Genomic DNA, 24,378 nt, shown 5'->3' with positions numbered 1-24,378 from the left:
AAAAAAGCGGCTGCACCTGAAGATGCAGCCGCCTGAAAGCCGTTGTTTTAAGGCCAGCCAACCGATCCCGGCTGGCTTTATTCGTTTACATAGATCCGGTTTACCCTTTGGGAGATGCTTGTCATGATCTCATAGGGAATGGTTTTGGCCCAGGAAGCCAGGAGGCTTATCGGGAGCTCGTCACCGAACACGGTCACCTCGTCGCCTACTTTGGCCTGCTCAATACCCGTAATGTCGAGCATACACATGTCCATGCAAACCGAACCCAGCACTGGCGCCTGCTTGCCGTGCAGCAGCATATAGGCCTGTCCATTGCCGAAGTCGCGAAAATAGCCGTCTGCATAGCCGATGCTTACGGTCGCAATCCTGCTGTTCTTTTTCAGCTTGCCCTTGCGGCTGTAGCCAACTGTCTCGCCCGCCGGCAGGTCTTTGATCTGCGCAATGGTGGTCTTCAGCGTGCCGATATGCCGCAGCTGTGCCTGTATTTTGCCGCTGGCATCGTAGCCGTACATGCCTACGCCGAGCCGTACCATATCGAAGTAAAGCTCGGGATGCCTGGTAATGCCTGTGGAATTGCAAAGGTGCAGCAAAGGCTTATTGGGCAAAGCCGCGATAAGGCGGTTGCTCATCTGGGTAAAAGCAGCAGCCTGCTCTTTCGTGAAACCGTCAAAATCGGCGGCATCGCTGCCTGCCAGGTGGCTGAAGATACTCACTACTTTCGCCGCATCGTTCTCTTTCAGCTCTTCGATAAGGCCGTCCAGCTCCTGCGGCATAAAGCCGAGCCGGTGCATGCCGGTGTCGAGCTTGATATGTACCGGGTAATTGCGGGCGTTGAGCGTATGGGCGATCTCTGTAAACTTCCGGAGAGATTCGATGCTGAAGATCTCGGGTTCCAGCTTCCAGGAGATCATACGGTCAAAGGCGCCCGACTCCGGGCTCATAACCATGATCGGCGCAGTGATCCCCGCTTTTCTCAGCGCCACACCTTCATCGACATAAGCCACGGTGAGATAATCCACGCCTGCAAATTGCAGCAGGTTGGCAATCTCGTAGCTGCCGCTGCCATACGAATAGGCTTTCACCATGGCCATGGTCTTCACTTTGGGCGGCAGCAGGCTGCGGTATACACTCAGGTTGTGCTGTATCGCCGAGAGGTTGATCTCCAGCACTGTTTTGTGTATCTTTTGTTCGAGCAGCTTCTCGATCTTCTCAAAACGGAAGGCCCGTGCGCCTTTCAGCAGGATGGCCTCGTTCTCGAACGTGATCATATGCAGCTTCTTCAGCAGGTCTTCTGTAGACTTGAAAAAAATGCTGCGCAGCTTCTTATGCTGGCGGAATACCGCTTTGTGCTTGGTTAGCGCAGGTCCGATGCAGATGATGCGGGAAATGCTCTTCTGGCTGATCAGCTCGGCTACCTCCGTATATAAGTCGCCATCAGGCTTGCCGATCTGCAGCATGTCTGACAGGATCACGGTGCGCCGCGGATGCTGTTTCTGCTGCTCAAGGAAATCCAGTGCAATATTGAGGGATGTCAGATCCGAATTGTAGGTATCGTTAATAATGGTGCAGTTGTCCATGCCATGCAGCAATTCCAGCCGCATCGCCACCGGGTGCAATTTCTCCATCCGCTCGGCAATCGTTTCCGCGTCGATATGAAGCAGCAGCATCAGGCACCAGCAGTGGATTGCATTTTCGATCGACGCGTTATCGGTGAAGGGAATGCGGATCGACATTTCCTGCTCCCGGTATACGCCGCCGATCTGCGTGGCGCCCGAGCCCTTTTCTACCTGCGTGATCCGTAAAGTAGCTTCCGATTTCTGCGACCAGGTAAACAGCTGCAGGGGATTGTCCGGCGCATTGCGTACTTGGTGGCAGTATTGCACAATACATTCGTTCAGCTCGTGGTGGTCTTTGCAATAGATCAGGTCCTTCGAATGGCGGAAGAGCACCAGCTTTTCATTGATCTTCTGGCGCAGGTTGAGAAAGCCCTCGCTGTGGGCCTCGCCGATATTGGTAAAGATACCGATCTCGGGATGCAGTATTTTTTCCGAATGGCTCATCTCGCCGGGCTGGGAAATGCCCGCCTCGAAAATGCCCAGCGTATGATGCTCCTGCATGCGCCACACCGACAGGGGAACGCCGATCTGCGAATTATAGCTTTTGGGGCTGCGGATGATCTTATAGTTATCCGACAATAGCTGGAACAGCCACTCCTTAACGATGGTCTTGCCGTTGCTGCCGGTAATGCCGATTACGGGAAAATGGAATTGGTTGCGGTGCGCAGCGGCCAGCTGGTGCAATGCCGTGAGGGTATCCTGCACCTGCAGGAAAATAGCATCGGGATACATATCCTGGGTATCGCTGCTCACCAGGAAAGTACGCACGCCCTTTTTGTAGGCATCGGCAATGAACTCATGTCCGTCGCGATGCGACCCTTTAATGGCAATGAACATCGCCCTGGAAGGGTTGATGATCTTTCTGCTGTCGATCAGCAGCTCATTGATGACTCTGTCTTCTACGCCCGGTCTGACTTCCGCTTTAGTGGCCTTCTGTATCTCTGCTAAATTCATTGTTGTTGTTGATTCGGTTTATGGTGGCAGGGGCTGTCCCTGCAGGTATTGCTAAAAGAGAAATAGCTGGAGATGTTCAGATCTGCAGCTATTTTCAGGTTAGTAGGTAAAGGTGCCGAATTCGCTTTCTATCCGCAACCCGTTCGTTTCCGCTGCCTCCACATAGCCGCTGACCTGTGCTTCTATGTTAAAAGTGGCAGCCAGCCTGACGAGCGCTTTTGCCGTGTCCTCATCGGTAAAGATCTCCAGCCGCTGACCCATATTAAACACCTGGTACATTTCTTTCCATTCGGTACCGGCGGCTTCCTGTATCATCCTGAAGATGGGCGGCGCCGGTAGCAGGTTATTTTTGACCACCCGGAGCCCCTGCGGCAGGTAATGCAGGCATTTAGTCTGTCCACCGCCGCTGCAATGGATAATACCGTGCACCTGCTCGAAATGATGTTCCAGGACCTTCAGCACCAGCGGTGCGTAAGTGCGGGTAGGGGAGAGGATCAGCCTGCCGGCATCCAGCGGTGTGCCGGTAGCGTCGGTCACTTTATACTTGCCATTATAGACTACTTCTTTGGGCAGTGCCGGATCGATGCTTTCCGGGTAGCGGGTAGCATAGTCATGATGCAGCAGCTCATGACGTGCGCTGGTAAGGCCATTGCTGCCGATACCGCTGTTGTATTCTGTTTCGTAAACAGCTTGGCCGTAGGACGCGAAAGAAACAATAACGTCGCCGGGGCGGATATTATCTGTGGTAACGATCTTCTTCCTGGGCATACGGGCGGCCATGGTGCCGTCTACGATCACGGTGCGTACCACATCGCCCACATCGGCTGTTTCGCCGCCCATGAAATGGACATCTATGCCGTAGGTTTTCAGCGTATCGAAAAATTCCTGCGAACCGTTAATGATCGCACCGATCACCTCGCCGGGGATCAGGTGCTTGTTGCGGCCTATGGTGGAAGAGTAGGTGAAGGGCCCGGTAGCGCCTACACACAGCATGTCGTCTATATTCATCACTATGGAATCGATCGCAATACCTTTCCATACGCTCATATCGCCGGTCTCTTTCCAGTAGAGGTAAGCCAGAATGGATTTGGTGCCCGCGCCATCGGCATGCATGATGTTGCAATAGTCGTTGTCATTGGCCCAATAGTCAGGATAAATTTTGCAAAAGGCTTTTGGAAACAGTCCTTTGTCTAACTTTGCCACCGCCTGATGTACTTCTTCTTTTTGGGCAGATACCCCTCGCAGGGCGTAACGGTCTTGAGGATTCATGCAGAAAATATATTGGAGGGCAAAGGTACTATATAGTTATGACAATCGGGGCCCTTCCCCGCTGTGTAGCCTGCTGCAATAGAAGAAATGAATAGGCGTATTGCACAGTGCTGCCGCTGCATCCGGCAGAAACGATGCAGGTTAAAGTTTAAGATATGACACAGATATTCCCCCTCTCCGAGGGTACCTTTACGATAGGGCACGACAAGATATTCCAGCCTTTTAACGAGAGCAGCGATGAGCTTAACGACCGGCCCACCGGCTCTCTCCTGGTGGAAGTGCAGCCCTTCGCCGTGGTAAACGATAAAGATGTGATCCTGCTCGATACAGGTCTGGGCTTCAATAATCCCGATGGACAGGCCCACCTGCCCGGCAACCTGGCGCAGCATCATATCCATCCCGACGATGTGACTAAGGTCCTGCTGTCACACCTGCACAAGGACCATGCCGGCGGGCTCGACCTCAGCCTGTTTTCCAATGCGACTTTCTATGTTTATCGGGAAGAAATGGCCTATGCCCAACAGGTAGGTTTCCCTTCCTATTATGTCGACGACCTGCTGCCCCTGCTGGACAGCAACCGCGTCGAATGGCTGGAAGGAGAAAGCGGCCTTATCGACGGCTATATCGAGTATATTCATACCGACGGCCATTGCCCCCAGCATATCGTATTCAAAATACCATCCGAAGAAGGGATCATCTTTTACGGCGGCGATGAAGCGCCACAGTACAAGCAAATGAAGATGAAATATGTGGCCAAGTACGATTATGACGGGAAAAAAGCGATGGAGCTGAGAGCGCGATGGGCCGAACAGGGAGCTGCCGAAGGATGGCGCTTTCTCTTCTACCACGATGTAAAAACACCCATAGCCCGCTTGTAATATGGACGATTATTTATTGGGACGTCTCATAGCCAGCCTGCTGTTCATTGTTGTGGGCAGCGTTGTCCTCTTCTTTTACCTGAAGAATCTCAGCGATTTGCTGAAGGCCGTTAGGGAGCTCAATCGCCGTATGCCGCCGGCGCAGGTATGGCTGCTCCTGGTTGGCCTCCTGAACGTAGCGCTGACCATGATGCTACCCGTGCTTTACAGCAAGGGGATTTTTACTATCGGCTGGGTTTACTGGCTTTTTGTTTATGGTATTACCATCTTTGTGATCCTGTGGCAGTTCCGTATTGTGTACCGCATCGCCGATTCGATCGAAGCCGAGTACGACAGCCGGTCGATCCCCATCGAGCACCGTCCTACCTTTCAGACTGGGATGTTCATGTCGGCGGCCAAAGTGGCAACGCTTATCGGGATCATACCCGGCGCGGCACTATTCAGCTACCTCGCCAATATGGCTTATCTCATCGGCCTGGTCGCTTACTGGGTCAGGACCCATAAGTACAAAAAGGAGTTGCAGGCCATGGGCGCGTTTACCGGCGATACGGAGAGCGCGATCTTTAAAGACCTGTAGCCGCTTGCAGCGGTCTCTACGTGGCAGACACACACACAGCGTAAGTGCCGTTTGGGATTGATCAGCACCACCGGCAGTTTGGTCAGTAAAAACGGGGGCTTGGTCTAAAAGAGCACAGCAATGTCGTTCCTAATGCTCATTTTTGTCTGCCGGATCGTTCCGGGTGGATACTCTTATGTGGAAAAAGACCGGCAATTTTCTCCTGAGGCTGCTGACGCATCGTATTGCGCTGAATCTTTACGTGTGGTACTTCATGATCGATACGGTATGGAACAACAACCGCAGCAATCCTGCTGCGCCGCACAGTACCGGTTACTTTTTCAGCGTGGTATTGATGCACCTCATATGGGCGGTCATGATCTATGCCAATACCATGATCTACATTCCCCGCCTGCTCATCCGGAGGAGATACGGCTGGTACCTGTTGGTATTGCTGTTGCACGCCTGCCTGTTTACGGCGATCATCGGCTGGTATAGTGAATGGTTGATTCACTGCTATCCCGGCACCCGGAAATTCGATTATATCGTTATCAATACCGTACTCCGTTCCGGTGCCATATCTGATGGGTATTATTTTTTGGGCGTATTTACGGGCGCGGTAGGAGATACGCTCATTATCTTTACCATCGGCCGCCTTACCCAGTACTTTTTTATCGAACGCCGGCGCAATGAGCTGCTGGAGAAAAAGCAGCTGGAATCGGAGCTGATGCTGCTGCGCTCGCAGATCAACCCGCATTTTTTATTCAATGTGCTGAACAGCATTTATTCCCTTTCGCTCAAAAAATCGGATGACGCACCAGGTGTTATCCTTAAACTATCCGACATCCTGCGGTACATGCTCTACGAGTCGCGGCAGGACTTTGTTCCGCTGGATAAAGAGCTGCAGATGCTGCGCGATTATATCGCCATCGAGCACATCCGCATTGCGCGGAAAGAGGCGATCAGCCTCGATATAGCAGCGGATGCCAGGCAGGAAAAGATCGCTCCTGTCCTGCTGATCGCCTTTGTAGAGAATGCCGTGAAGCATGGGCTGGACTCCCGTATGGCTGATGCCTTTGTCCGTATCAGCATCAAAACGGAACCTGGCTGGCTGCTGCATTTCGAATGTGTCAACAATTACCTGCCCCGGAATGTCGGTACACATACCAATAAGGCCGGCGGTATAGGCCTGGAAAATGTCAGGAAACGGTTGGAGCTGCTTTATCCCGGTAAGCACCGCCTTACCATTGATAACCATAATGCCGTCTTCCAAGTGAAGCTCACCTTAAAATTAAACACAGAATGACCTGCCTCATCATCGACGACGAAATACTGGCCCAGGATGTGATCGAACATTATATATCGCGCACCGAAGGCCTGCAGCTGGTAGCCAAATGCAACAATGCGCTACAGGCCTTTGCCCTGCTGAGCAAGCAGGAGGTCGATCTTGTTTTCCTCGATATACAAATGCCCGAGATCAACGGGCTGGAGTTTATCAAAATACTGAAGCAACCGCCGAAGATCATCCTGACAACGGCCTACACGGAATACGCGCTGGACGGCTACGAGCTGAATGTAGTCGATTACCTGCTGAAGCCCGTATCCTTCGAACGTTTCCTGAAAGCCGTGGATAAAGCCAGGGCTGTCACCCCTGCCTTACCGGAGAAAATCGTTCCGGTGCAGCAGGATATTTTTGTGAAATGCGACGGGAAGCTGGTCAGGGTGCAGGCCCGGGATATCCGTTATGTGGAAGGCCTGAAGAACTACATGATCCTGCATACCACGGCGAGAAAGATGATTGTACATGGTACGATGAGCAATATGGAAGAGGAGCTGGGCGTTTTTGGCCATTTTGTACGGATACACAAATCCTACCTGGTCAACAAACAGTTCATTACAGAAATATCGGGCAACATGATCCGGCTGGACCAGGCCGAGCTGCCCATCGGTGGTGTGTACAAGCCGGAGCTGCTGAAATGGCTTAAAGTGATCTGAATCCTTTGTCTTCCGGCTTGTACGGCCGGAAAGGCCATTCCCGGCGCATCCTGGCCTGGATAAGGTAGACCGCTGTGCCCAGTGCGGCCACCCCGATGCCCGCCAGCATCAGCCGGGTACCGGTAGCGCAGTACAGCGCTGCCCACATTACAATTGCCAGGAAGGCGGGTAGGGGAAAGAAAGGCATTTTGTAAGGAAAGTCGGCGGCCCGGCGCTTGCGGCGCAGCAGCAGCAGCCCTATGGCCTGGCTGATGAACTGGATCAGGATGCGCATTGCGAGTATGGCACTGATCACCTCTTTCAGCTTGAACAACAGGCTGAAGACAAAGGCGACGCTGCCCAGCACCAGCAGCGATACGTAAGGGAATTTGCGGGTCGGGTGCAGGCGGGCAAATACTTTAAAGAAAGCCCCGTCTGCTGCAGCAGCATAGGGAATGCGGCTGTAGCCCAGTGTGGCGGAGAATACGGAAGCAAAAGCCACCCAAAGGATCAATACAGTGATCACCTTTGCCGCTGTGCTGCCCATCAGCCGCTGCATGAACAGGCTGAGCACAAAATCGTGCTCCCTTATCTCATGCCAGGGGATCACGCTCGTGACGCTGATGTTCATCAGCAGGTAAAGCACAGCGATACCGGCGATGGATAGAAACATACTCCGTGGTATGTTTTTGGCAGGGTTAATGATCTCTCCGCCGAGATGGCATACATTGTAGTAGCCCAGGTAGCTGTACACGGTTTTCACGCTGGAATAGCCGATAGCAGCGATAAAAGCATAGTTAAGCTTCAGCCCGTCGTTGATATGTTTTAACGGCTCCAGGAAACGGCCATGCGCCAACCCTCCGCCAATGATCCAGAGCAACGTTACCAGCACGCCGCCCCACAGCAGTACGCTGATCCTGCCTATGGTCTCTATGCGGCGGTACAGCAATATAATGATAAGGACAACGACAGTGCCGCTGGCAGCCTTGAACCACAATCCTGGCAAGGGTACCAGGTAAGACAGATAGGTGGCGAAGCCGATGGCCGCCGAGGCAATCACCAGCGGCGCCTGTATCATGGTCTGCCATACGAAGAGAAAGCTCATGAAACGTCCCATTCCTTTTTCCCCGTAAGCTTCTTTCAAAAAATTATAGGATCCGCCTGCTTTGGGAAAAGCAGCGCCCAACTCGCTCCATACCATGGCATCGACGAAGGACAGGATGGCGCCGGCTACCCAGGCGTAAAGAAAATAAGGCCCGTTCATCATCCCGATCACCATCGGCAGGGTAATAAAGGGTCCGATGCCCACCATATCGATCATATTGATCGCGGTGGCCTGGCGGAGGCTAAGCCTTCTTTCCAGATCATGTTCAGCCATGTAATGTGTGTAGATATCGATTCAGGCCCTAAAGATTGCCTTTAGTTTTTACAAAACCCATTGAAAAATCTTATCCGGCCTTTACGGTGCTTCAGGCGATCAGGTCTTCGATCTTTTCGAGTAGGTCGGTCATCTGGAAAGGCTTGGACAGGAAGTCGTCGGCGCCGGCCCGCCGGGCAGAATCTTCAATACCGCGGCTCGCAGAGAACAGGATCACGGGTATGTCGCGGGTGTACTCCTGCTTCTTCAGCTGCCGGCAAACCTCCCTTCCGTCCGTGCCGGCAATCCATACATCAAGCAGGAACAGATCGGGCAATTGCTGCGGGGTCAGCGCCATGGCGGCAGTAGGGCTATGGATTACTCTGTACCCGGCAAATTCCAGCATACTGCCCACTACTTCCAGTATGCTGGAATCATCGTCGGCAACCATGATCTGTTTAGGAGCGTTCATTATCCTAAAATACAAAATAAGCTGCGGATTTGTTGGGCATTTCCAGGTGTTCTTTCTGTTATTTTTCAGTGTATTTCCTCCTTGTTCAGCTTGCGGCACTCACCCCGGACTTTGGCTGAAAAAGTTCCCGGTTTCCTTGATTTTTGTAAAGAAAATGAAAATAGGAGGCTATTTGATGTAGAAATGAATTATTGTATGTACATTTGTGTTTTCATGGTGATAGGGTTTATAGGGGCTGACTCATTCTTGGGTCGGCTTTCTTTTTTTTAGTACGCTCCGTTTTGCCCCTTTCTTAACCGGTTTTCTTTCTTTTAACGTTATTTTTTATTCATCTAAATGAATAATTTTCAATTATTTGAATCCCGTATTTTCTTTATTTTATTTTAATTGGGAATCATGCTGGCGCAGATATAGCATTGTTTACTAACTTTGTGTCTTTCATGGTGATAGGATTTCTTGCCGGCCCAGTCTTGGGCTGGCATTTCTTTTTTGTCCTCCTTTTTCTGTTTATCTTTTTCCTCCTGTAATATTTTCGCTACAACACGACCTGGCAACAGGCGTGAAAAAGCCCGGTTGTCGCAGACAACCGGGCTTTCTTTTTTACCAGGATACGTTTAGCGGTTGATCTTGCTGATCTTTTCGAAACGGTCGCCTGACGCGCTGTGATAACGGATAATGTAGTTGCCGGCCGGCAGCTGCTGCAGGTCGATCATGGTTTGCGCGCCGGTGGCCTCCCTGGTCAGGCAGGCTTTGCCTGTTGCATCGAGCACCGTTACACTGGCGCCGGCATCGGCGCCAGGTGTGGCTATAGTAAGCTTGTTGATCACAGGGTTGGGGAACAGCTTCAGCTGCGATACCGCCTGCTGGTCGGCAAATACGGCAGCAACAGCTGAATACCTGCCCTGCGCCAGCTTCAGGCGATAGTAGTTGACGCCCCGGGCGGGCGCGAAGTCCCGGAATTCATTTTGAAAAGGACTGCCCTTCTGGTGTACATTGGCCAGGGACTGGAAATGCTGCCCGTCAACGCTGCGTTCAAGCCCGATCAGGCCATTGTCTTCGGCCGAACCCGCTGTCCAGGAAACGACATTACCCTGCTGGTCGCGGCGGGCTTCGATTACATTGGGCGTAGCAGGAGCCAGGTTATACTCTGCGTCAAAGTTCACATCATTGCTGATACCGGTATTCCATATAAAGGCAGCCTGGCCGTATTGTGGGTCGACAGCAATGCCTGCTGCCGGGTTATCCTGTACAGCAAAGTCGGCGTAATTGCTGCTGATCTCCTTCCAGGTACCGGCATGCTTGTAGCCTGCTCTCAGCAGGTGCAGGGCCTGCTTGTCCTTTTGATAATAGCTGACAGCGAATTGCTGGTGGACCGGATCGAAGGCGATCACGGGCTGTGCGCCCGCATCGGCTACTGTAGCGGTTTTCCAGAAAGCCGTAAAGTGGGCACGTGCATTGGTGAAGCCTGCAATGGCTGTAGCGCCGTTGCCGCGGTCATATTCGGCCAGGCATACAGCGGTACAGGAAGCGGAATCGTTGTCACGGGTGGTCGATACCGCGATCACGGGGCGGCGGACCTTGCCGGCCATTTGCGGGTCGGCAGCATCCAGCTGTACAGGGGCGGTGGTGCCTGAAGCAACACCGGAAGTATTGCGGGCGGTATATACCTTGCCCCATGCCGCTTTAGGATGGATGTATTCGTCCCAGGCCATAAAGTAGCGTCCGGCAGAAGCTCTGTCGCTGCGACCATAGCTGATCGCTATATTACGAAAATAGCCTTTGCTCAGGGTTACGGTATGCGGTGCGCTGAAGCTCATGCCGCCATCGGCGGAGCTTTGCTGCAGCAACTGGCGGCTGTCACCGGAAGAAAGGGCATAAAGCAAGGAAATGCTTTCCTGCAGGCCGGTCTCGCCAGGGATCTGTCCGCCTGCAAGGTCGCAGGCTATCAGCTCGCCGTTTACCGTGCGGTGCAGCGATTCGCCCAACAGGTCGCCGGTAGCAGCTTGATAGCGGCGTACAAATATGGTTTGCGTTTTGTCTTTATGATTACGGGCAATGCCGGCGACGAATATTCCGAGCGATTGCTCATCATGGCCGCTGGCGACGATAGCGGGCGAATCGAAGCTCAGGCCAGGCGTCGAAAGCTTGGCAAAGGGCTGCCAGCTCAGGCCGCGGTCTTTCGATACTTTAATGATAACAGCCTCGCCCGAACGGCAGGCGCTATAGATCCAGCCATTGAAGGCGATAGCCATATCGGTTGCGCTGCAGGTCTGCTGGCTTGCTATCCCTATTGGCCTGTCCAGTCCCAGGCTTTGGCCGGAGGCCGTACCGGTCACCAGGCAGGATAATACAATGCTGCTGAGAAGTACATTTTTCTTTGTCATCACTAAACGGTTTAAAAGTTACTTAATGATTTACCGGTCAAATTAGGATTTGTCCCGGCTTCATTGTTTATTCTGCGAAATAAGTAATTATTATTTTAATGGAAACAGGGAAAAGCCTGCATTTCTGAAAGAAAAGGGTATTAATAAAGAAAATTTATCTGTCTAAGTAAAACCATAAATAAATAATATTGTTCGTTTTGATCTGTCGAAACACCATTCCACACTACCTTTGGCATCAAATAATATCTGCTGTGAATATTTCACCGGTACCTTCGTTTCTGACTGCCTTTATTCTTTCCCGGTTCAACACTTCACCTCCCTGTCTTTAGGGCTCCGGTACCGGAACTTGTTACCCGGAACCTCCGCCGGCCAGGCGGCAGGGTCTCTTTAATTTTTTTACTGCATTCTGTTGAACGGCTATGGCCGCGGGCTGCATCCCTGGCGGGGCGGCAAGGCCATGTCTTATCTTTCATCTAATCTATCACTATCATGTCACAGTTTATCAATGAGCACCGTTTGCTCGTAATCCTCATTGTGCTTTTTGCCTTCTGCCTGCTTCTGTACAAAGTCATTTTGCGCGTATTGCTCGGAATGGTCATTGTGCCGGAAGACCGGCTGGGTCTTGTTACCAAGAAATTTGTGCTCTTCGGACCACACCGCGCACTGCCCGATGGTAAGATCATTGCTACCCGCGGCGAATCCGGCTTCCAGGCCCGTACCCTGGCTCCCGGCCTCTACTGGGGTATGTGGATATGGCAATACCGTATCGAAATGCATCCTTTTACGATCATTCCCGAAGGCAGGATAGGCCTGCTGCTGGCCAACGACGGCCTGGAGATACCGACTGGATCGATCCTGGCCCGGAAGGTAGACAGCGATAATTTCCAGGATGCCGAAAAATTCCTCAACAACGGCGGCCAGAAAGGCCGGCAGACGGCCTATATCACTGCCGGTACGTACCGTATCAATACCATGGCCTTTACGGTTACGATAGCCGATATGGTCATCATTCATGAGAACAGGGTAGGGGTAGTGACCACATTGGATGGCCTGCCCATTGGTAAAGACCAGATCGCCGGCATACATATAGAAGGGCACAATAACTTCCAGGATATTGATGCCTTCCTGCAGCAGGGCGGTAACCGCGGCCTGCAGCCGCAGATCATCCTGGCAGGTTCTTACAACATCAATCCCTGGGCCGTCCAGATCGAAGAGAGCCTGATGACCGATGTGCCTATCGGCTATGTCGGTGTAGTGATCTCCTATATAGGCGACGACGGGCAGGACGTGACCGGCGAATCCTTTAAGCATGGCAATATTGTTGCCAAAGGCTTCAGGGGCGTATGGCAGGAACCGCTGGGCCCGGGCAAGTATCCGCTGAACAAGTATACCATGAAAATGGAGCTGGTGCCTACCACCAACCTGGTGCTCAACTGGGCCAATGCCCGCAGCGAGGCGCATGCCCTGGACAAAAACCTGTCTACCATTACCGTGCGTTCCAAGGACGGCTTTCCCTTTAACCTCGACGTGTCGCAGATCATTCATATCCCTGCCAATGAAGCCCCCAAAGTGATCGCCCGCTTCGGCAGCATGACTAACCTGGTCAGCCAGGTGCTGGAGCCGACAATAGGAAACTACTTTCGTAATTCGGCCCAGGACAGCGATGTGATCAGCTTCCTCAGCACCCGCAAAGAGCGCCAGGAGAGCGCCAGGGAGCATATACGCACCGTGCTTGAAGAATACAATGTCAATGCTGTAGATACCCTTATCGGCGACATCACACCGCCCGAAGCCCTGATGAAGACATTGACCGACCGTAAGATCGCAGAGGAAGAGCAGAAGACCTACCAGACCCAGCGCATGGCGCAGGAACAGCGGCAGGGCATGGAAAAGGAAACGGCCATTGCCGATATGCAGAAAGAGATTGTAAAGGCCCAGCAAAGCGTCGAAATTTCGCAGCGCACTGCCGATGCCACCGTCAAGAAGGCAGAGGGTGATGCTGCAAGCCTCAAGCTCCAGGTAGAAGCGGAAGCCCAGGCTACCAGGATGCGTGCTGTGGCCGAGGCGGAAGCGACCAAGGCTCGTGCCGGCGCACAGGCTGAGGCCACCAAGCTCAATGCTGCAGCCGATGCCGAACGTATATCCCGCACCGGTCTGGCCGAAGCGGAAAAGATTATGGCCATTGGTAAAAGTACCGCCGAAGCTTATGAGCTGCAGGTAAAAGCCATGGGCGACGACAACTTCACCCGCTATAAGGTAACGGAAGAGATTGGTAAGAGTGGCATTAAGGTGATCCCCGATATGCTGATCGCCGGTAACGGCGGCAGCGAAGGCAGCCTGAGCGGCTTGCTGGGCCTGCAGTTGATGAAGATGATGGGTGCCGGAACGAAAGAGCAGGAAGGGAACAGCACCGCCAGCTAGCAGGAAAATACGTTCACAATCGGAACTGTCCAAAAGGGATGATTTTTGTCCTCTCAAGCCTGTTTGCATTTCGAATCGCTCAATGTGACAGACTTGAGCCCTTTTGGGACAATCTCGTTTGCATGCCGGCGCAAATACCGGATATTAAGTGGTTGCCGTGCCTGCAGCCTGCTGCTGCCGGTACAATGTCGGTGTAAGGCCGGTCCAGCGGCGGAAGGCTCTCACAAAGGCGCTCTGTTCGTTATAGCCCAGGATAGCGGCTACCTCCCTGACCTGGTAGGTCTCTTGCCTCAGGTAATGCATGGCCAGCGTTTTGCGCACTGACTCTACGATCTGCAGGTAGGTAATACCCTCCTCTTTCAGCCTGCGTTGCAGGTTGCGGGGACTGATGTTGAAGTTGGCAGCCACTGCCTCCTGCGACAGCGCGTACAGGTAAGAATTGGTGAGGAGGTAATTGTAGATGCGGGTGTGCAGCTGCTGTTGTCCATCTCCGGGACGGACAAACAGCTGGACCTGCTGCAGCAGGTAACGTTGCAGCTCCCGGTTGGCCGTGAGCACGGGCTCGTCCTTTACGCTGCGGGGCAGGCTGATGGTGAACACATTTTCACGGCGTCTTACCGGGCAACGGAACACGCGGCTGTATTCCGGCATCGAAAAGCCGGTATGCGGAAGGGTGATCTCAAGAGGAGCGATACGATGAAGCGTAAGGCCGTTCAGCTCGTGCAGGGTGAATACCAGCAAATAGTCCGACAATTGGCGAAAGGTATGCGGATAAGCCGCGGCCTGCGCCGGATCGTACAGCAGGTGGATGTCCATCTGCTGCGCTTCGTGGCTGATCTGCATGCTGAACAGATCTGTAATGAGGTGCAGCAGCGCCCCGGCATGGCTCAACGCTTCCCCGGCAGTACCGCTGCTGTGCAGGATCTGGCCGATGACGCCCAAGGCGGCCAGCTGCATCGATTCGCCGAAATGCAGGCCGAAAAAAGGATCATTCGCTTCAAGCGCGGCACAGTGCCATAGCCGTTCGGTCCGCAGCGCATCCGGGGCCGGAGTACCTGTTTGCTGCAGCGCAGCATAAGCAATCCCTGCCTGGCGGCAAAGCATCTGCGGCGAAAGCCCGCGCTGTACAGCATAGGCCAGCAGTGACAAGGTAAACTGTTTACGGAAGTCTTCCATAGGTTATTGGCAGGCATAAAGATAGGGCAGCAGGTGCAACCACGATGTGTTTTGTCGTTAAAAGGGAACTAAATGGCGTAAAATGCCAGGCCTGAAGATCCTTTTACTGCTTTTGACCTATAAAATACCGCTGCTCGCCGAACTGTACCCGTTTTTCTTGTTTGCAATGCAAACTATATTTAGGTTTGCATCATAAACGAAACAGTTATGAATACGACAGAGCATTGCCTGGAACCGGAAGAAGGCCTTCAGCTGATCGCCGACGTGATCTCCCGTACCCGGGAAGATATGAAGGGATACAGCTTTCTTTACCTGGTATGGGGCTGGATCATTAGCCTGTCCAGCCTGCTTTTCTTTGTATTACATACCTATACCACATCCCCGCTTTATTTCCTGCCTTTCCCGGCGCTGGTATCGGTGGGCATTGTCATCACGGTCGCCCGGCATGCGGCGCAGCGAAGGGCTACGCAAACCTATCTTGCTTTCTTCCTGAAAAACCTTTGGATCGTGCTGGGTATTGGATTTATAGCCACCGTATTCGTAAGTTCGTCGCTGCGATCCCAGCCCTTCAGCTATACCCTGCTGATCGGCGGTATCGGTACCTTGGTTTCGGGCCTCAGTCTGCGCTTCAGGCCGCTGGTCGCAGGTGGGTTGCTGTTCTTCGCTTTCGCGCTGGCCAGCGTCTTCGTTTCCCCGGACTACCGGGCCTTATTACAGGCAGTCGCAGTAATCACCGGCTACCTGGTACCCGGATACTTATTGAAACATGCAAAAGCAAAAAGAGCAACCGACTTATAGCGACCTGGACCCGGTCCTGGGCACGCCTGTCCGGCTGGCGATCGTGTCTGTGCTGATCAAAATGAAACAAGCCGATTTCGGCTACCTGATGGAAGTTACCCGTACCACGCAGGGCAACCTGAGCCACCAGATCAAAAAGCTCCATGAGGCGGAATATATAGAGGTGATCAAGACCTTCAAAGGCAATTATCCGAAGACCCTTTGCAAGCTTACCGCCAGGGGACGGAAAGCTTTTGAGCAATATGTAAAGCATATTAAGCAGTACCTTCACCTGTAACGAAATAGCGTATCTGCCGTTGGACCTTATTGTACAACGGCTTTTCAAAACAAAATATAGTTTGTAGTGCAGACTAAATTTATTAGTTAAAGTATATTCTTCCACGTAAAAGCTCATTTTATTCACTACAATTCAATTAAAATGGAAACAACACATCAGTCCCGTTTTACGGCAGGTCGTCACAGGGGGCCGCATCCCGGCATTATTGCCGTCGTTTACACCTGTTTGTTCATCGCCAGCATACTGGTATATTTTGTCCTGGCGCGGGGTAACGCATTTCCCCGTCCTTATGCGCCGGCCGCGGAGCTGCAGCATCTCTACCTTGAATTCGCGGCTGCAGTGAGGGCCAATGCCCTGTTGCAGTTCGGCGCCGCCATCCCGCTGGGTATTTTCACAGCAGCAGTCACCAGCCGGCTGCATTTTCTGGGCTTGCGGGTAACCGGCGTCCATATTGCCTTGTTCGGCGGCATTGCGGCTTCCCTGTTGGTCACGCTCTCTGCACTGTGCAACTGGGTGCTGTCGCAGCCGGGTATCGTGGAAGACCTGCCGCTGATGCAGGCGCTCCGGTTGCTGAGCTTTGTTACCGGCGGTGTTGGGCATACGGTAGCATTGGGTTTGCTGATGGCCGGTATTTCCGTACCCTGCCTATTGGGCGGCTTTGCTCCCCGCTGGATAGCCTGGCTCGGCCTTGTCCTGGCTGCCCTGGCTGTATTGTCTACGCTCAGCCTGGTACTGCCTTTACTGAATGTGCTGCTGCCTGTAGTCCGTTTTGGCTCCTATGTGTGGATGATCGGAACCGGTTTTACTTTAAGCAAAGGGTTGGCTGCAGAGCGTTCCTGAGCCATTCTTGTGCCTGTTCGGTGCGACGGTGTCCGATATTTTTTTTAAAGGAAGCAAGCCTTAGCTTTGTCATCCAAACCAATAGATATGAGTGAGGAAAAGCAAGCGCGGGGTGAACATGATTTTATCCGCTATAAAGGCTACACCTTTACGCAGGCGCAATATAAACGCTACCGGGCGGCCGGGGACGTGGACGAGTCCCAGGTACAGTACTTTGATCCTCATGAGGCGATAGAAAAAGCCCGTACAATTGTGCAGGAGCGGGTAAAGCAGGATGCGGAGTTGAGTGACCTGCTGAAGCGTCTCTTTGCCTTCGAAGATAAAGTGATCGATTATTATCGCCTCCTGCACCTGAAATAACGCTGTTTTAATATTGAAGCGAAACAAAACCGGTACAATCATTGTTATCCAGGTCTAAAAAACTGAAGATGAAGTACAAATTATTGTTCCTTTTCATGATGGCCTTCTCCGGGCAAGCGCTCGCCCAGTTGCAGCCCCTGAGCTACGTGGATGGCACGCAGCAGCTGAAAGGGCTGCTGGCGCGGCCTGTGCAGCCGCAGTCCGGCAAGGCGGGGATACTGATCCTGCCTGCCTGGATGGGCATCGACCAGCACAGCCGGGAAGTAGCGGAGCAATTGGCAGGTATGGGTTATTATGCTTTTGTAGCGGATATTTATGGTGAAGGACATTATCCCAAAAGTCCGCAGGAGGCCGGCGAACGTTCTTCTTATTATAAAAAGCATGTCGGCGAATATCAGAAGCGTATCCGGCTGGCCCTGGCGCAATTGCAGCAGGCCGGTGCAAAAGAAGTGGTGGTGATCGGCTATTGCTTCGGCGGAGCAGGTGCGCTGGAGGCCGCCAGGGCCAATCTTCCGGTGAAGGGTGTGGTGTCTTTCCACGGCGCTTATGGCCGGGACCCGGCGCGTAAGATCGAACCGATCGTGCCCAAAGTGCTGATCCTGCACGGCGCCGATGATCCTTACAGCTCCGCAGAAGAGATCAGCAACCTGCAAAAGGAATTGCGGACGGCAAAGGCCGACTGGCAAATGGTCTATTATTCCGGTGCAGTGCATGCGTTTACCGATCGGGATGCGGGCAACGACAATAGCAAAGGCGTAGCCTACAACCAGCAGGCTGACCGGCGTTCCTGGCAGGCCATGCTCCAGTTTCTGAAAGAGCTGTTGTAGCGTACACCAAAAAATTCGGAAGCGAAAAGGAGGCGTTTGTGCCTCCTTTCGTATAGTTGGTCGAAAAGAGTTGCAGCAGAAGGATAAAGCGCTTTCTTTTGTGCTACAATATGACCGCTATGAAAAAAAACCGCTCTACATTCCTTTCGTCCCGCCGGGGAGCGCTTTCCCTGTTTATGGGCCTGCTTATGGCCGGCTCTTCCGTTCTGGCGCAAAATGCCCTGCTGCCCCAGATCGACAGCATGTTCACCTCCCTGCAGGAGAAGAACCGCTTTAACGGCAATGTGCTGATCGCCGAGAACGGTAAACCGATTTTTGAAAAATGCTACGGCTTCGGGAATTTTGCTACGAAAGAATTGCTGACTCCCGAATCGGTATTCGAGCTGGCTTCCTGCTCCAAGCAGTTCACTGCCTTTGCCATCGCCCTTTTACAGCATCAGAAAAAATTATCGTATAACGACGACATTACACGCTTTATTCCTGAACTGAGCGCCTATAAGGGCGTGACTATAGACAACCTGGTACACCATACTTCAGGGCTGCCCGACTATATGGTGCTGTTCGATTCGCTTTGGGATAAAAGCAAGATCGCCAGCAATGCCGACCTGGTAAAGCTACTGGTAAAATATCATCCCAAACAGGAATTTGCACCGGGCGCCAAATACGAGTACAGCAATACCGGCTATGCCCTGCTGGCTACCATAATTGAGAAAGCATCCGGTAAGCGTTATGCGGATTACCTGCAGCAATCGATCTTCAAGCCTCTTAAAATGGAGCATTCCCTGGTCTACAACCGGCGCTACCGTCCGAAAAAGGTAAACCACTATGCTTACGATTTTGTCTACGATCCCGGCAAAGCAGATTATGTACAGATCGACAGCATTCCCGAAGCCAATATGGTCTATTGGCTGGATGGGATTTCGGGCGACGGGACCGTCAATACCACCGCACGCGACCTGCTGCTCTGGGACCAGGCCTTATACACCGACAAGCTGCTGCCGGCTGCAGAGCGGGCCGTGCTGTTCACACCCGGAAAGCTGAAGGACGGTACCGCTACAGACTATGCTTTCGGGTGGATGGTCGAGAACAATCCTGAAATAGGTAAGATGGCCCTGCATACCGGCGGCTGGGGCGCTTACCGGACCTTTATCGAAAGGGATATGGATAAGAACAAAACGGTTATTATCCTTCAGAATGCCGACCCGGCAACCATGCCGGGAAAGGCTGTCCGCAGCTTGCTTTATGGCAAGCCCCTGCCACCCCCGGTAGTGCGTAAAGAGATGGCGCTCGATAACCAGGTGCTGGATCAATACATCGGTGAATATGAGCTGGAGCCGGGTTTCAGCATTGTCGTTACCCGAGAGGGTAATCAACTGTACACCCAGGCGACAGGGCAGAGCAAGTTCCCTGTCTTCGCTGAAACGGAGCGGAAGTTCTTCCTGAAAGTGGCCGAGGCACAGCTGGAATTTATGAAGGACGATGCCGGTAAAGTAACTCATGCGCTCCTGTACCAGGGCGGAGCGACGATGAACGCTAAGAAGATAAAATAGCTGATAAGAGAAGTCTATTAAAACTTGACTTCTCTTATCCCATTCTTTCGTTCCTTTGCCGTTCGTTTGGTAACAATGCACCGGCTCCCCTTTAAAATAGTGATATGGATTGTCCTGATGTATACGGGCGCCGCTTCCGCACAGGTAGCCGGCGATGCTTTATCCGGAGAAATACCTTCCGCTACCGACACCTTTGCCTATGTACGCTACCTCAACAGGTTGAGCGCAGGCCTGATACAGCAGGGAGAAGCTGAACAAGCCGCGCAGTATGCGACGCAGGCCCTGTCGATGGCCAGGGCCACGGGTGATGGGGAAGGGGCATCGCTGTCCCTTCAGACCATAGGCGACAGCTATGCTTATAAAGGAAAACCGGAAAAAGCTTTATCCAGCTTTATCCGTTCCCTGAAGATCAGGAACAGTCAACGGAACCACAAGCTTACGGAAAAGCTGTACCGGAGCATGGCGGTCGCTTTTGCACGGCTGAAGCAATATCCCCTGGCCCTGAAATACTTTCATAAGTCGGCGCAGCAGCAGGAACGCCTGAAGCAGCGGCAACAGACCCTTGCGGGCTTGTCGCCGGACGAGCATATGCCGGAGGCGGACACTCTACCGGATACCGATATGACAGAAGACTTTGAGCTGTACGATAACCTGCTGGAGGTAACGGCCGATGACAGGCTGGTGGTCGACAGGGATACCATTATGATCCTCGCGGGGGACCGGCATGCCGGCGCTATGACGCTGAGCGAGATCACCGCGCCTTTCGATGATAATAAGAAAGCAATCGCTTATGGCGTATTGCTGCATTTCAAGCAACCGGTTGCCGGTATGCGCAAAGCATTCACCGGTGTCAATACAGTGGGGCATATGTTCATTACCCTCACCAAGTTCAATGCCGATTCCGGCTATGTATCCAGGACTTTCGGCTTCTATCCCGATAAGGATTACCTGTTGTCGGCCACACCTTTGCTCCCTTCTTCTTCATCGGTATTTAAGGACGATGCCGGTCGCGACTGGGATGAGCTGATGGCCACCTTTGTCAGCAAACGGAAATTCAACCGTATCCTGCGTATGGTCATGCGCTACAGCCGCCGGAAATATCACCTCAACAAGAACAACTGCACCGACTTCGGCCTGGTGATCGCCGGTATTGCTGGTATACAGATCAGGGATACTAAAGGCAGCTGGCCATTGGGCAGCGGCAACAACCCCGGCGATGCCGGCCAGAGCGTGCGGGAAGGAAAAATAGAGCAGCTGGATCAGGGCGCTTTGTTTGTCTATCCTGGACAGGAGGATATCAGGTGAACCCTGGGCGCCCCTCTGCTGTTATCTTCCTGTACTTTCTAAACCGGCTCGCTATGAAAAGGATCATTTTATTATGCGCGGGGGTAAGCATTGGTTTCGCTGCTTTTTCGCGGCAGGTAAAGGATACTGCAAAAATTCTGAAATATGCGCCGGTAGCACCTTTACATGGGGCAGATTCGGGGGCATACAACAACCGGATCTACCGGAACAGTCTCAAAAAGGCAGAATACCAGAACCGGGGCGCGGAGGATCGCAGGAACCCGAATTCCGCCGATCCCAATGCCATTCCCGATAGAAGAATGCCTTATAAGTCCCTGGATACGAATAGCGGGAAATAACTATTCTCCCCGAAATTTTTTAAAACGCACCAGGGAACATATCTTTGCAAATCAAAATCTGATCTTATGAATATATTGAGTAATATGCCAGTGCTGCTGTCTTTGCCCGGGGGCGGCGAATGGGTAGTGATCATCCTGGTAGTGATCCTCTTGTTCGGCGGAAGGAAGATCCCCGAGCTGGCCCGGGGCCTGGGTAAGGGTTTGCGCGACTTCAAGGAAGCAAAAGATGGTGTGAAGCAGGATGCGGAATCCGGCATTAAAAAAGATCCCGGCCAGGCTTAGAACGATATGGAATCCGGAAGATAAACAAACGGCGCTGCTCTCAGAACAGCGCTTTTTTGAGGCCCTTAGGGAAGCGGGCAAATCAGTCCGAAGCGATTTTCCGGAAGAAAAAGCGTATTTTAGGAAAGACAGGATACACAACGTTTGGCGGTTAGCTTAATGAACTGGTAATGTTGCCGCCGATGAAACTATTGTTATTCTTGTTGTTCCGTTGCCGCCGTTACTGACCGGCACTATACTGGTGATATTTAACAGATACCTATGAAAACCCTGAAAGGATTACTGATCGCTGGAAGCTGCGGCCTGCTGCTGCATACAGGCTGTGGCATGAATGAACAGAAAGAACGAACGGAAAGAACGGAACCGGTGACGGCAGACACGAAGAAGGACAGTACGAAGGAGAAAGAGCCGGCTCCGGCACCCCTGACGATCCGCTACCATGCATATCCTATCAAGGGTGTGGACAGCGCCGTAAAAACATTCCGCAAAAATTATACGGCAGAGCAACGCTGGATGATCCTTGCGCTGAACCGTGCGGATAACGGTACTTTCGGCCGCATCGATACCCTGATCATACCCGATACCATATTGCCCGACCTGAACGCCTACAGCCCTTTCCCGGCAGAAATACCAATGCTGAGGGATGTGAATAAGATCGCCATCTTTTCTTACCCGATACAAGCCTTTGCTGCCTACGAAAAAGGCAAGCGGGTATATTGGGGACCCACCAGCATGGGCAGTAAGATCCATCCTACGCCCACGGGCCTTCACTTTGCCAACTGGAAGGCGAAGGAGACGATCAGCACCGTCAATGATGAGTGGAAGCTGAAGTGGAACTTCAATATCGAAAATAAGGAGGGCGTAGGCTGGCATCAGTATTCTATGCCGGGCTATCCCGCATCTCATTCCTGTCTCCGTATGCTGGCCGAGCAGGCGCAATGGATGTACAGCTGGGCCGAGCAATGGATCTTACAGGACAATAATACCTTGTTGGCGCAAGGCACGCCTGTGATCGTGTACGGCGCTTATCCTTTTGGAAGCCGCCGCCCCTGGCGCAATATGCTGGAAGATCCCAAGGCCAACGAGATCAGCGTACAGGGCCTGGAGAAAGAGATAGAACCGCATCTGCAGCGCATTATGGAGCAGCAGCAACGCAGGGAAGGGGTGATCAGCCGCCGCCAGCAGCCCGATACAATGGCAAAGCCCGCCAGTTGAGCAACAAACTTCTTTACAAACAAAAGCCACGGCGGATATTGCCGTGGCTTTTGTTTTGTACGCGCATTTCTTTTTCTCTCAGCGACACAGCGGCGCTGCGATATACTTTTAGGTCTTTATGCCCTGGTGAGCATTAAGAAATCACTTCTTCTTTTTTCTTTTGGCCGCCTGCTCCGCCTTTTCCGCTTCTTCCAATAACAGCTGCCAGTTATCGTTAGGCGTATCTTCTGAAAAATTCAGCGTTTCGCTGTAGTCAGTTTTGTCGATCTTCATCACCCGTATCTCTTTGCCCATCCAGGCTTCGATCGCTTTAAGCAGGGGCTGCTCTTCAGGGCTGCAGAAAGATACTGCCTGTCCTTTCTTAACACCGCGGCCGGTACGACCCACGCGGTGCACATAATTTTCCGGTACATCGGGCAGGTCGTAGTTCACCACGAAATCAACATCGGGAATATCTATACCCCGGGCGCTGACGTCGGTAGCGATCAGCATCTTTATGGTTCCTTTCTTAAACTCGGCCATCACTTTCAGCCGGTCTTCCTGCTCTTTATCTCCATGCATCGTAATGCTGTCGATGCCTACTCGCTTCATGGCATTGTGCACTCTTTCGGCACGTACTTTGGTACGGACAAAGACCAGGATCTTATTGCCGGGCAGCTCGCGCACCAGGCGTTCCAGGAAGAAACGCTTATCGTCCATAGCCACAAAAGCCACGGAATGGCTTACATTTTTGGAAACGGGATCTTTGGGTGAGATCTGGATGCGTATCGGGTTACGCACAACCGAATAGGCCAGGTCCTTGATCTCTTTGTCAATAGTAGCGGAAAAAAACAGGGTCTGGTGCTTCTTCGGCAGGTGCCGCAGCACATCCTGGATGTCTTTAAGAAACCCCTTGGCCAGCATATGATCCGCTTCGTCCAGGACGAGTGTATGTACCCGGCTGAGGTCGATATAGCCCTGGCTCACCAGGTCGAACATACGGCCGGGCGTAGCCACCAGTATATCCACCCCCTTTTCCAGCTTGCGTATCTGATCGTCCTGCTCTACACCGCCATAAAGGCCCATGATGACCAGGCGCGTGTACTTGCCGATCTGGATGAAAGCTTCCGCGATCTGCGCCGCCAGCTCCCGCGTAGGCACCATCACCAGGCATTTGACTTCTTTCCTTTTTTTGATATCGTAACGTTGCTGCAGCAAATGCAGCAGGGGAATAGCGAAAGCCGCCGTCTTGCCGGTGCCGGTCTGTGCAATAGCCAGCACATCGTCGCCTTTTAAGATGGATGGGATCGCCTTGAATTGAATATCGGTAGGACGCCTGAAGTCAAGCTCTTCCAGGCTGCGCTTGATCTCCGGGGCAATATTGTATTGTTCAAATTTCATTGGTAGCGGTACGCTTAAGCTGCAAAGGTACTACATCGCGGGAAGATGGCGGCTGCTGGCTGCCTGCATTCGTTTGCCGGCCGGCAGACGTTGCATTGCAACGTCAAAGAGGCAAATGTAGGGCCTGCGTAAGAAAGGCCATTGCAATG

22 protein-coding genes are annotated in these 24,378 nt (G+C 52.6%); 15 read left to right on the top strand and 7 right to left on the bottom strand.

Annotation, left to right across the window (positions count from 1 at the left end):
• Positions 1–77: 77 nt before the first annotated feature.
• Both DZC79_RS11685 and DZC79_RS11680 read right to left on the bottom strand, forming a co-directional pair.
• Positions 78–2,570, bottom strand: coding sequence for a bifunctional UDP-N-acetylmuramoyl-tripeptide:D-alanyl-D-alanine ligase/alanine racemase (locus DZC79_RS11685; RefSeq protein WP_118951764.1), 2,493 nt, complete (start codon positions 2,568–2,570; stop codon positions 78–80).
• Between the two features lie 99 nt (positions 2,571–2,669).
• Positions 2,670–3,773, bottom strand: coding sequence for an AIR synthase-related protein (locus DZC79_RS11680; RefSeq protein WP_232831819.1), 1,104 nt, complete (start codon positions 3,771–3,773; stop codon positions 2,670–2,672).
• A gap of 221 nt (positions 3,774–3,994) precedes the next feature.
• On the opposite strand from DZC79_RS11680, the gene DZC79_RS11675 reads away from it, so the two are divergent.
• The 4 genes from DZC79_RS11675 (at position 3,995) to DZC79_RS11660 (ending at position 7,268) form a co-directional block, all read left to right on the top strand.
• Positions 3,995–4,717 (top strand): MBL fold metallo-hydrolase, encoded by a 723-nt coding sequence (locus DZC79_RS11675; RefSeq protein WP_118951762.1) that lies wholly within the window; start codon positions 3,995–3,997, stop codon positions 4,715–4,717.
• A 1-nt stretch (position 4,718) separates the two neighbouring features.
• Positions 4,719–5,294 carry a hypothetical protein gene (locus DZC79_RS11670; RefSeq protein WP_118951761.1) on the top strand — a complete coding sequence of 192 codons (576 nt, stop codon included), beginning with the start codon at positions 4,719–4,721 and terminating at the stop codon, positions 5,292–5,294.
• Positions 5,295–5,469: 175 nt separating this feature from the next.
• Complete coding sequence (locus DZC79_RS11665; protein ID WP_118951760.1) at positions 5,470–6,579, top strand: sensor histidine kinase; 1,110 nt, start codon at positions 5,470–5,472, stop codon at positions 6,577–6,579.
• A complete protein-coding gene (locus DZC79_RS11660; protein WP_118951759.1) occupies positions 6,576–7,268 on the top strand; it encodes a LytR/AlgR family response regulator transcription factor in 693 nt (230 codons plus the stop codon). Before DZC79_RS11665 ends, DZC79_RS11660 begins: the two co-directional genes overlap by 4 nt.
• On the opposite strand, the gene DZC79_RS11655 is transcribed toward DZC79_RS11660, so the two are convergent.
• The 3 genes from DZC79_RS11655 to DZC79_RS11645 form a co-directional block, all read right to left on the bottom strand.
• Entirely contained in the window at positions 7,255–8,625 is a 1,371-nt protein-coding gene (locus DZC79_RS11655; RefSeq protein WP_118951758.1) for an APC family permease, read from the bottom strand. The two genes, DZC79_RS11660 and DZC79_RS11655, sit on opposite strands and share 14 nt — an antisense overlap.
• Before the next feature lie 91 nt (positions 8,626–8,716).
• Positions 8,717–9,076 carry a response regulator gene (locus DZC79_RS11650; protein WP_118951757.1) on the bottom strand — a complete coding sequence of 120 codons (360 nt, stop codon included), beginning with the start codon at positions 9,074–9,076 and terminating at the stop codon, positions 8,717–8,719.
• Positions 9,077–9,690: 614 nt separating this feature from the next.
• Positions 9,691–11,460, bottom strand: a complete 1,770-nt coding sequence (locus DZC79_RS11645) for a T9SS type A sorting domain-containing protein (protein ID WP_118951756.1) — start codon at positions 11,458–11,460, stop codon at positions 9,691–9,693.
• Positions 11,461–11,949: 489 nt separating this feature from the next.
• Here DZC79_RS11645 and DZC79_RS11640 point away from each other — a divergent pair, with 489 nt between their 5' ends.
• Positions 11,950–13,881 (top strand): SPFH domain-containing protein, encoded by a 1,932-nt coding sequence (locus DZC79_RS11640; protein WP_118951755.1) that lies wholly within the window; start codon positions 11,950–11,952, stop codon positions 13,879–13,881.
• A gap of 144 nt (positions 13,882–14,025) precedes the next feature.
• Here the strand turns inward: DZC79_RS11640 and DZC79_RS11635 are convergent, their stop codons facing one another.
• Positions 14,026–15,057, bottom strand: a complete 1,032-nt coding sequence (locus tag DZC79_RS11635; RefSeq protein WP_118951754.1) for an AraC family transcriptional regulator — start codon at positions 15,055–15,057, stop codon at positions 14,026–14,028.
• A 207-nt stretch (positions 15,058–15,264) separates the two neighbouring features.
• Between DZC79_RS11635 and DZC79_RS11630 the strand changes: the two genes are divergently transcribed.
• The 10 genes from DZC79_RS11630 (at position 15,265) to DZC79_RS11585 (ending at position 22,849) form a co-directional block, all read left to right on the top strand.
• A complete protein-coding gene (locus DZC79_RS11630; protein WP_118951753.1) occupies positions 15,265–15,855 on the top strand; it encodes a hypothetical protein in 591 nt (196 codons plus the stop codon).
• The gene (locus DZC79_RS11625; RefSeq protein ID WP_118951752.1) at positions 15,824–16,132 is read left to right on the top strand and encodes a winged helix-turn-helix domain-containing protein; all 309 of its coding nucleotides are present in this window, start codon (positions 15,824–15,826) and stop codon (positions 16,130–16,132) included. Before DZC79_RS11630 ends, DZC79_RS11625 begins: the two co-directional genes overlap by 32 nt.
• Positions 16,133–16,273: 141 nt before the next feature.
• Positions 16,274–16,972, top strand: a complete 699-nt coding sequence (locus tag DZC79_RS11620) for a hypothetical protein (protein ID WP_157977087.1) — start codon at positions 16,274–16,276, stop codon at positions 16,970–16,972.
• An 87-nt stretch (positions 16,973–17,059) separates the two neighbouring features.
• A complete protein-coding gene (locus DZC79_RS11615; protein WP_118951750.1) occupies positions 17,060–17,332 on the top strand; it encodes a hypothetical protein in 273 nt (90 codons plus the stop codon).
• 68 nt (positions 17,333–17,400) lie between these two features.
• A complete protein-coding gene (locus DZC79_RS11610) occupies positions 17,401–18,159 on the top strand; it encodes a dienelactone hydrolase family protein (RefSeq protein WP_118951749.1) in 759 nt (252 codons plus the stop codon).
• A gap of 119 nt (positions 18,160–18,278) precedes the next feature.
• Positions 18,279–19,709 carry a serine hydrolase gene (locus DZC79_RS11605; RefSeq protein ID WP_198666862.1) on the top strand — a complete coding sequence of 477 codons (1,431 nt, stop codon included), beginning with the start codon at positions 18,279–18,281 and terminating at the stop codon, positions 19,707–19,709.
• Between the two features lie 99 nt (positions 19,710–19,808).
• Entirely contained in the window at positions 19,809–21,014 is a 1,206-nt protein-coding gene (locus DZC79_RS11600; protein ID WP_157977086.1) for a tetratricopeptide repeat protein, read from the top strand.
• 53 nt (positions 21,015–21,067) lie between these two features.
• Entirely contained in the window at positions 21,068–21,352 is a 285-nt protein-coding gene (locus DZC79_RS11595; RefSeq protein ID WP_118951746.1) for a hypothetical protein, read from the top strand.
• Positions 21,353–21,418: 66 nt separating this feature from the next.
• Positions 21,419–21,634, top strand: coding sequence for a Sec-independent protein translocase subunit TatA/TatB (locus DZC79_RS11590; protein WP_232831818.1), 216 nt, complete (start codon positions 21,419–21,421; stop codon positions 21,632–21,634).
• 261 nt (positions 21,635–21,895) lie between these two features.
• On the top strand, positions 21,896–22,849 hold the full coding sequence (locus DZC79_RS11585) for a L,D-transpeptidase (protein WP_118951745.1): 954 nt from the start codon (positions 21,896–21,898) through the stop codon (positions 22,847–22,849).
• A gap of 141 nt (positions 22,850–22,990) precedes the next feature.
• Here the strand turns inward: DZC79_RS11585 and DZC79_RS11580 are convergent, their stop codons facing one another.
• Entirely contained in the window at positions 22,991–24,229 is a 1,239-nt protein-coding gene (locus DZC79_RS11580) for a DEAD/DEAH box helicase (protein WP_118951744.1), read from the bottom strand.
• Between the last annotated feature and the right edge of the window lie 149 nt (positions 24,230–24,378).

This window comes from Taibaiella helva, assembly GCF_003545695.1.
Lineage (GTDB): Bacteria > Bacteroidota > Bacteroidia > Chitinophagales > Chitinophagaceae > Taibaiella > Taibaiella helva.
The sequence above is the reverse complement of the archived record's forward strand: the minus strand, read 5'-3'. Positions and strand labels throughout refer to the sequence as shown.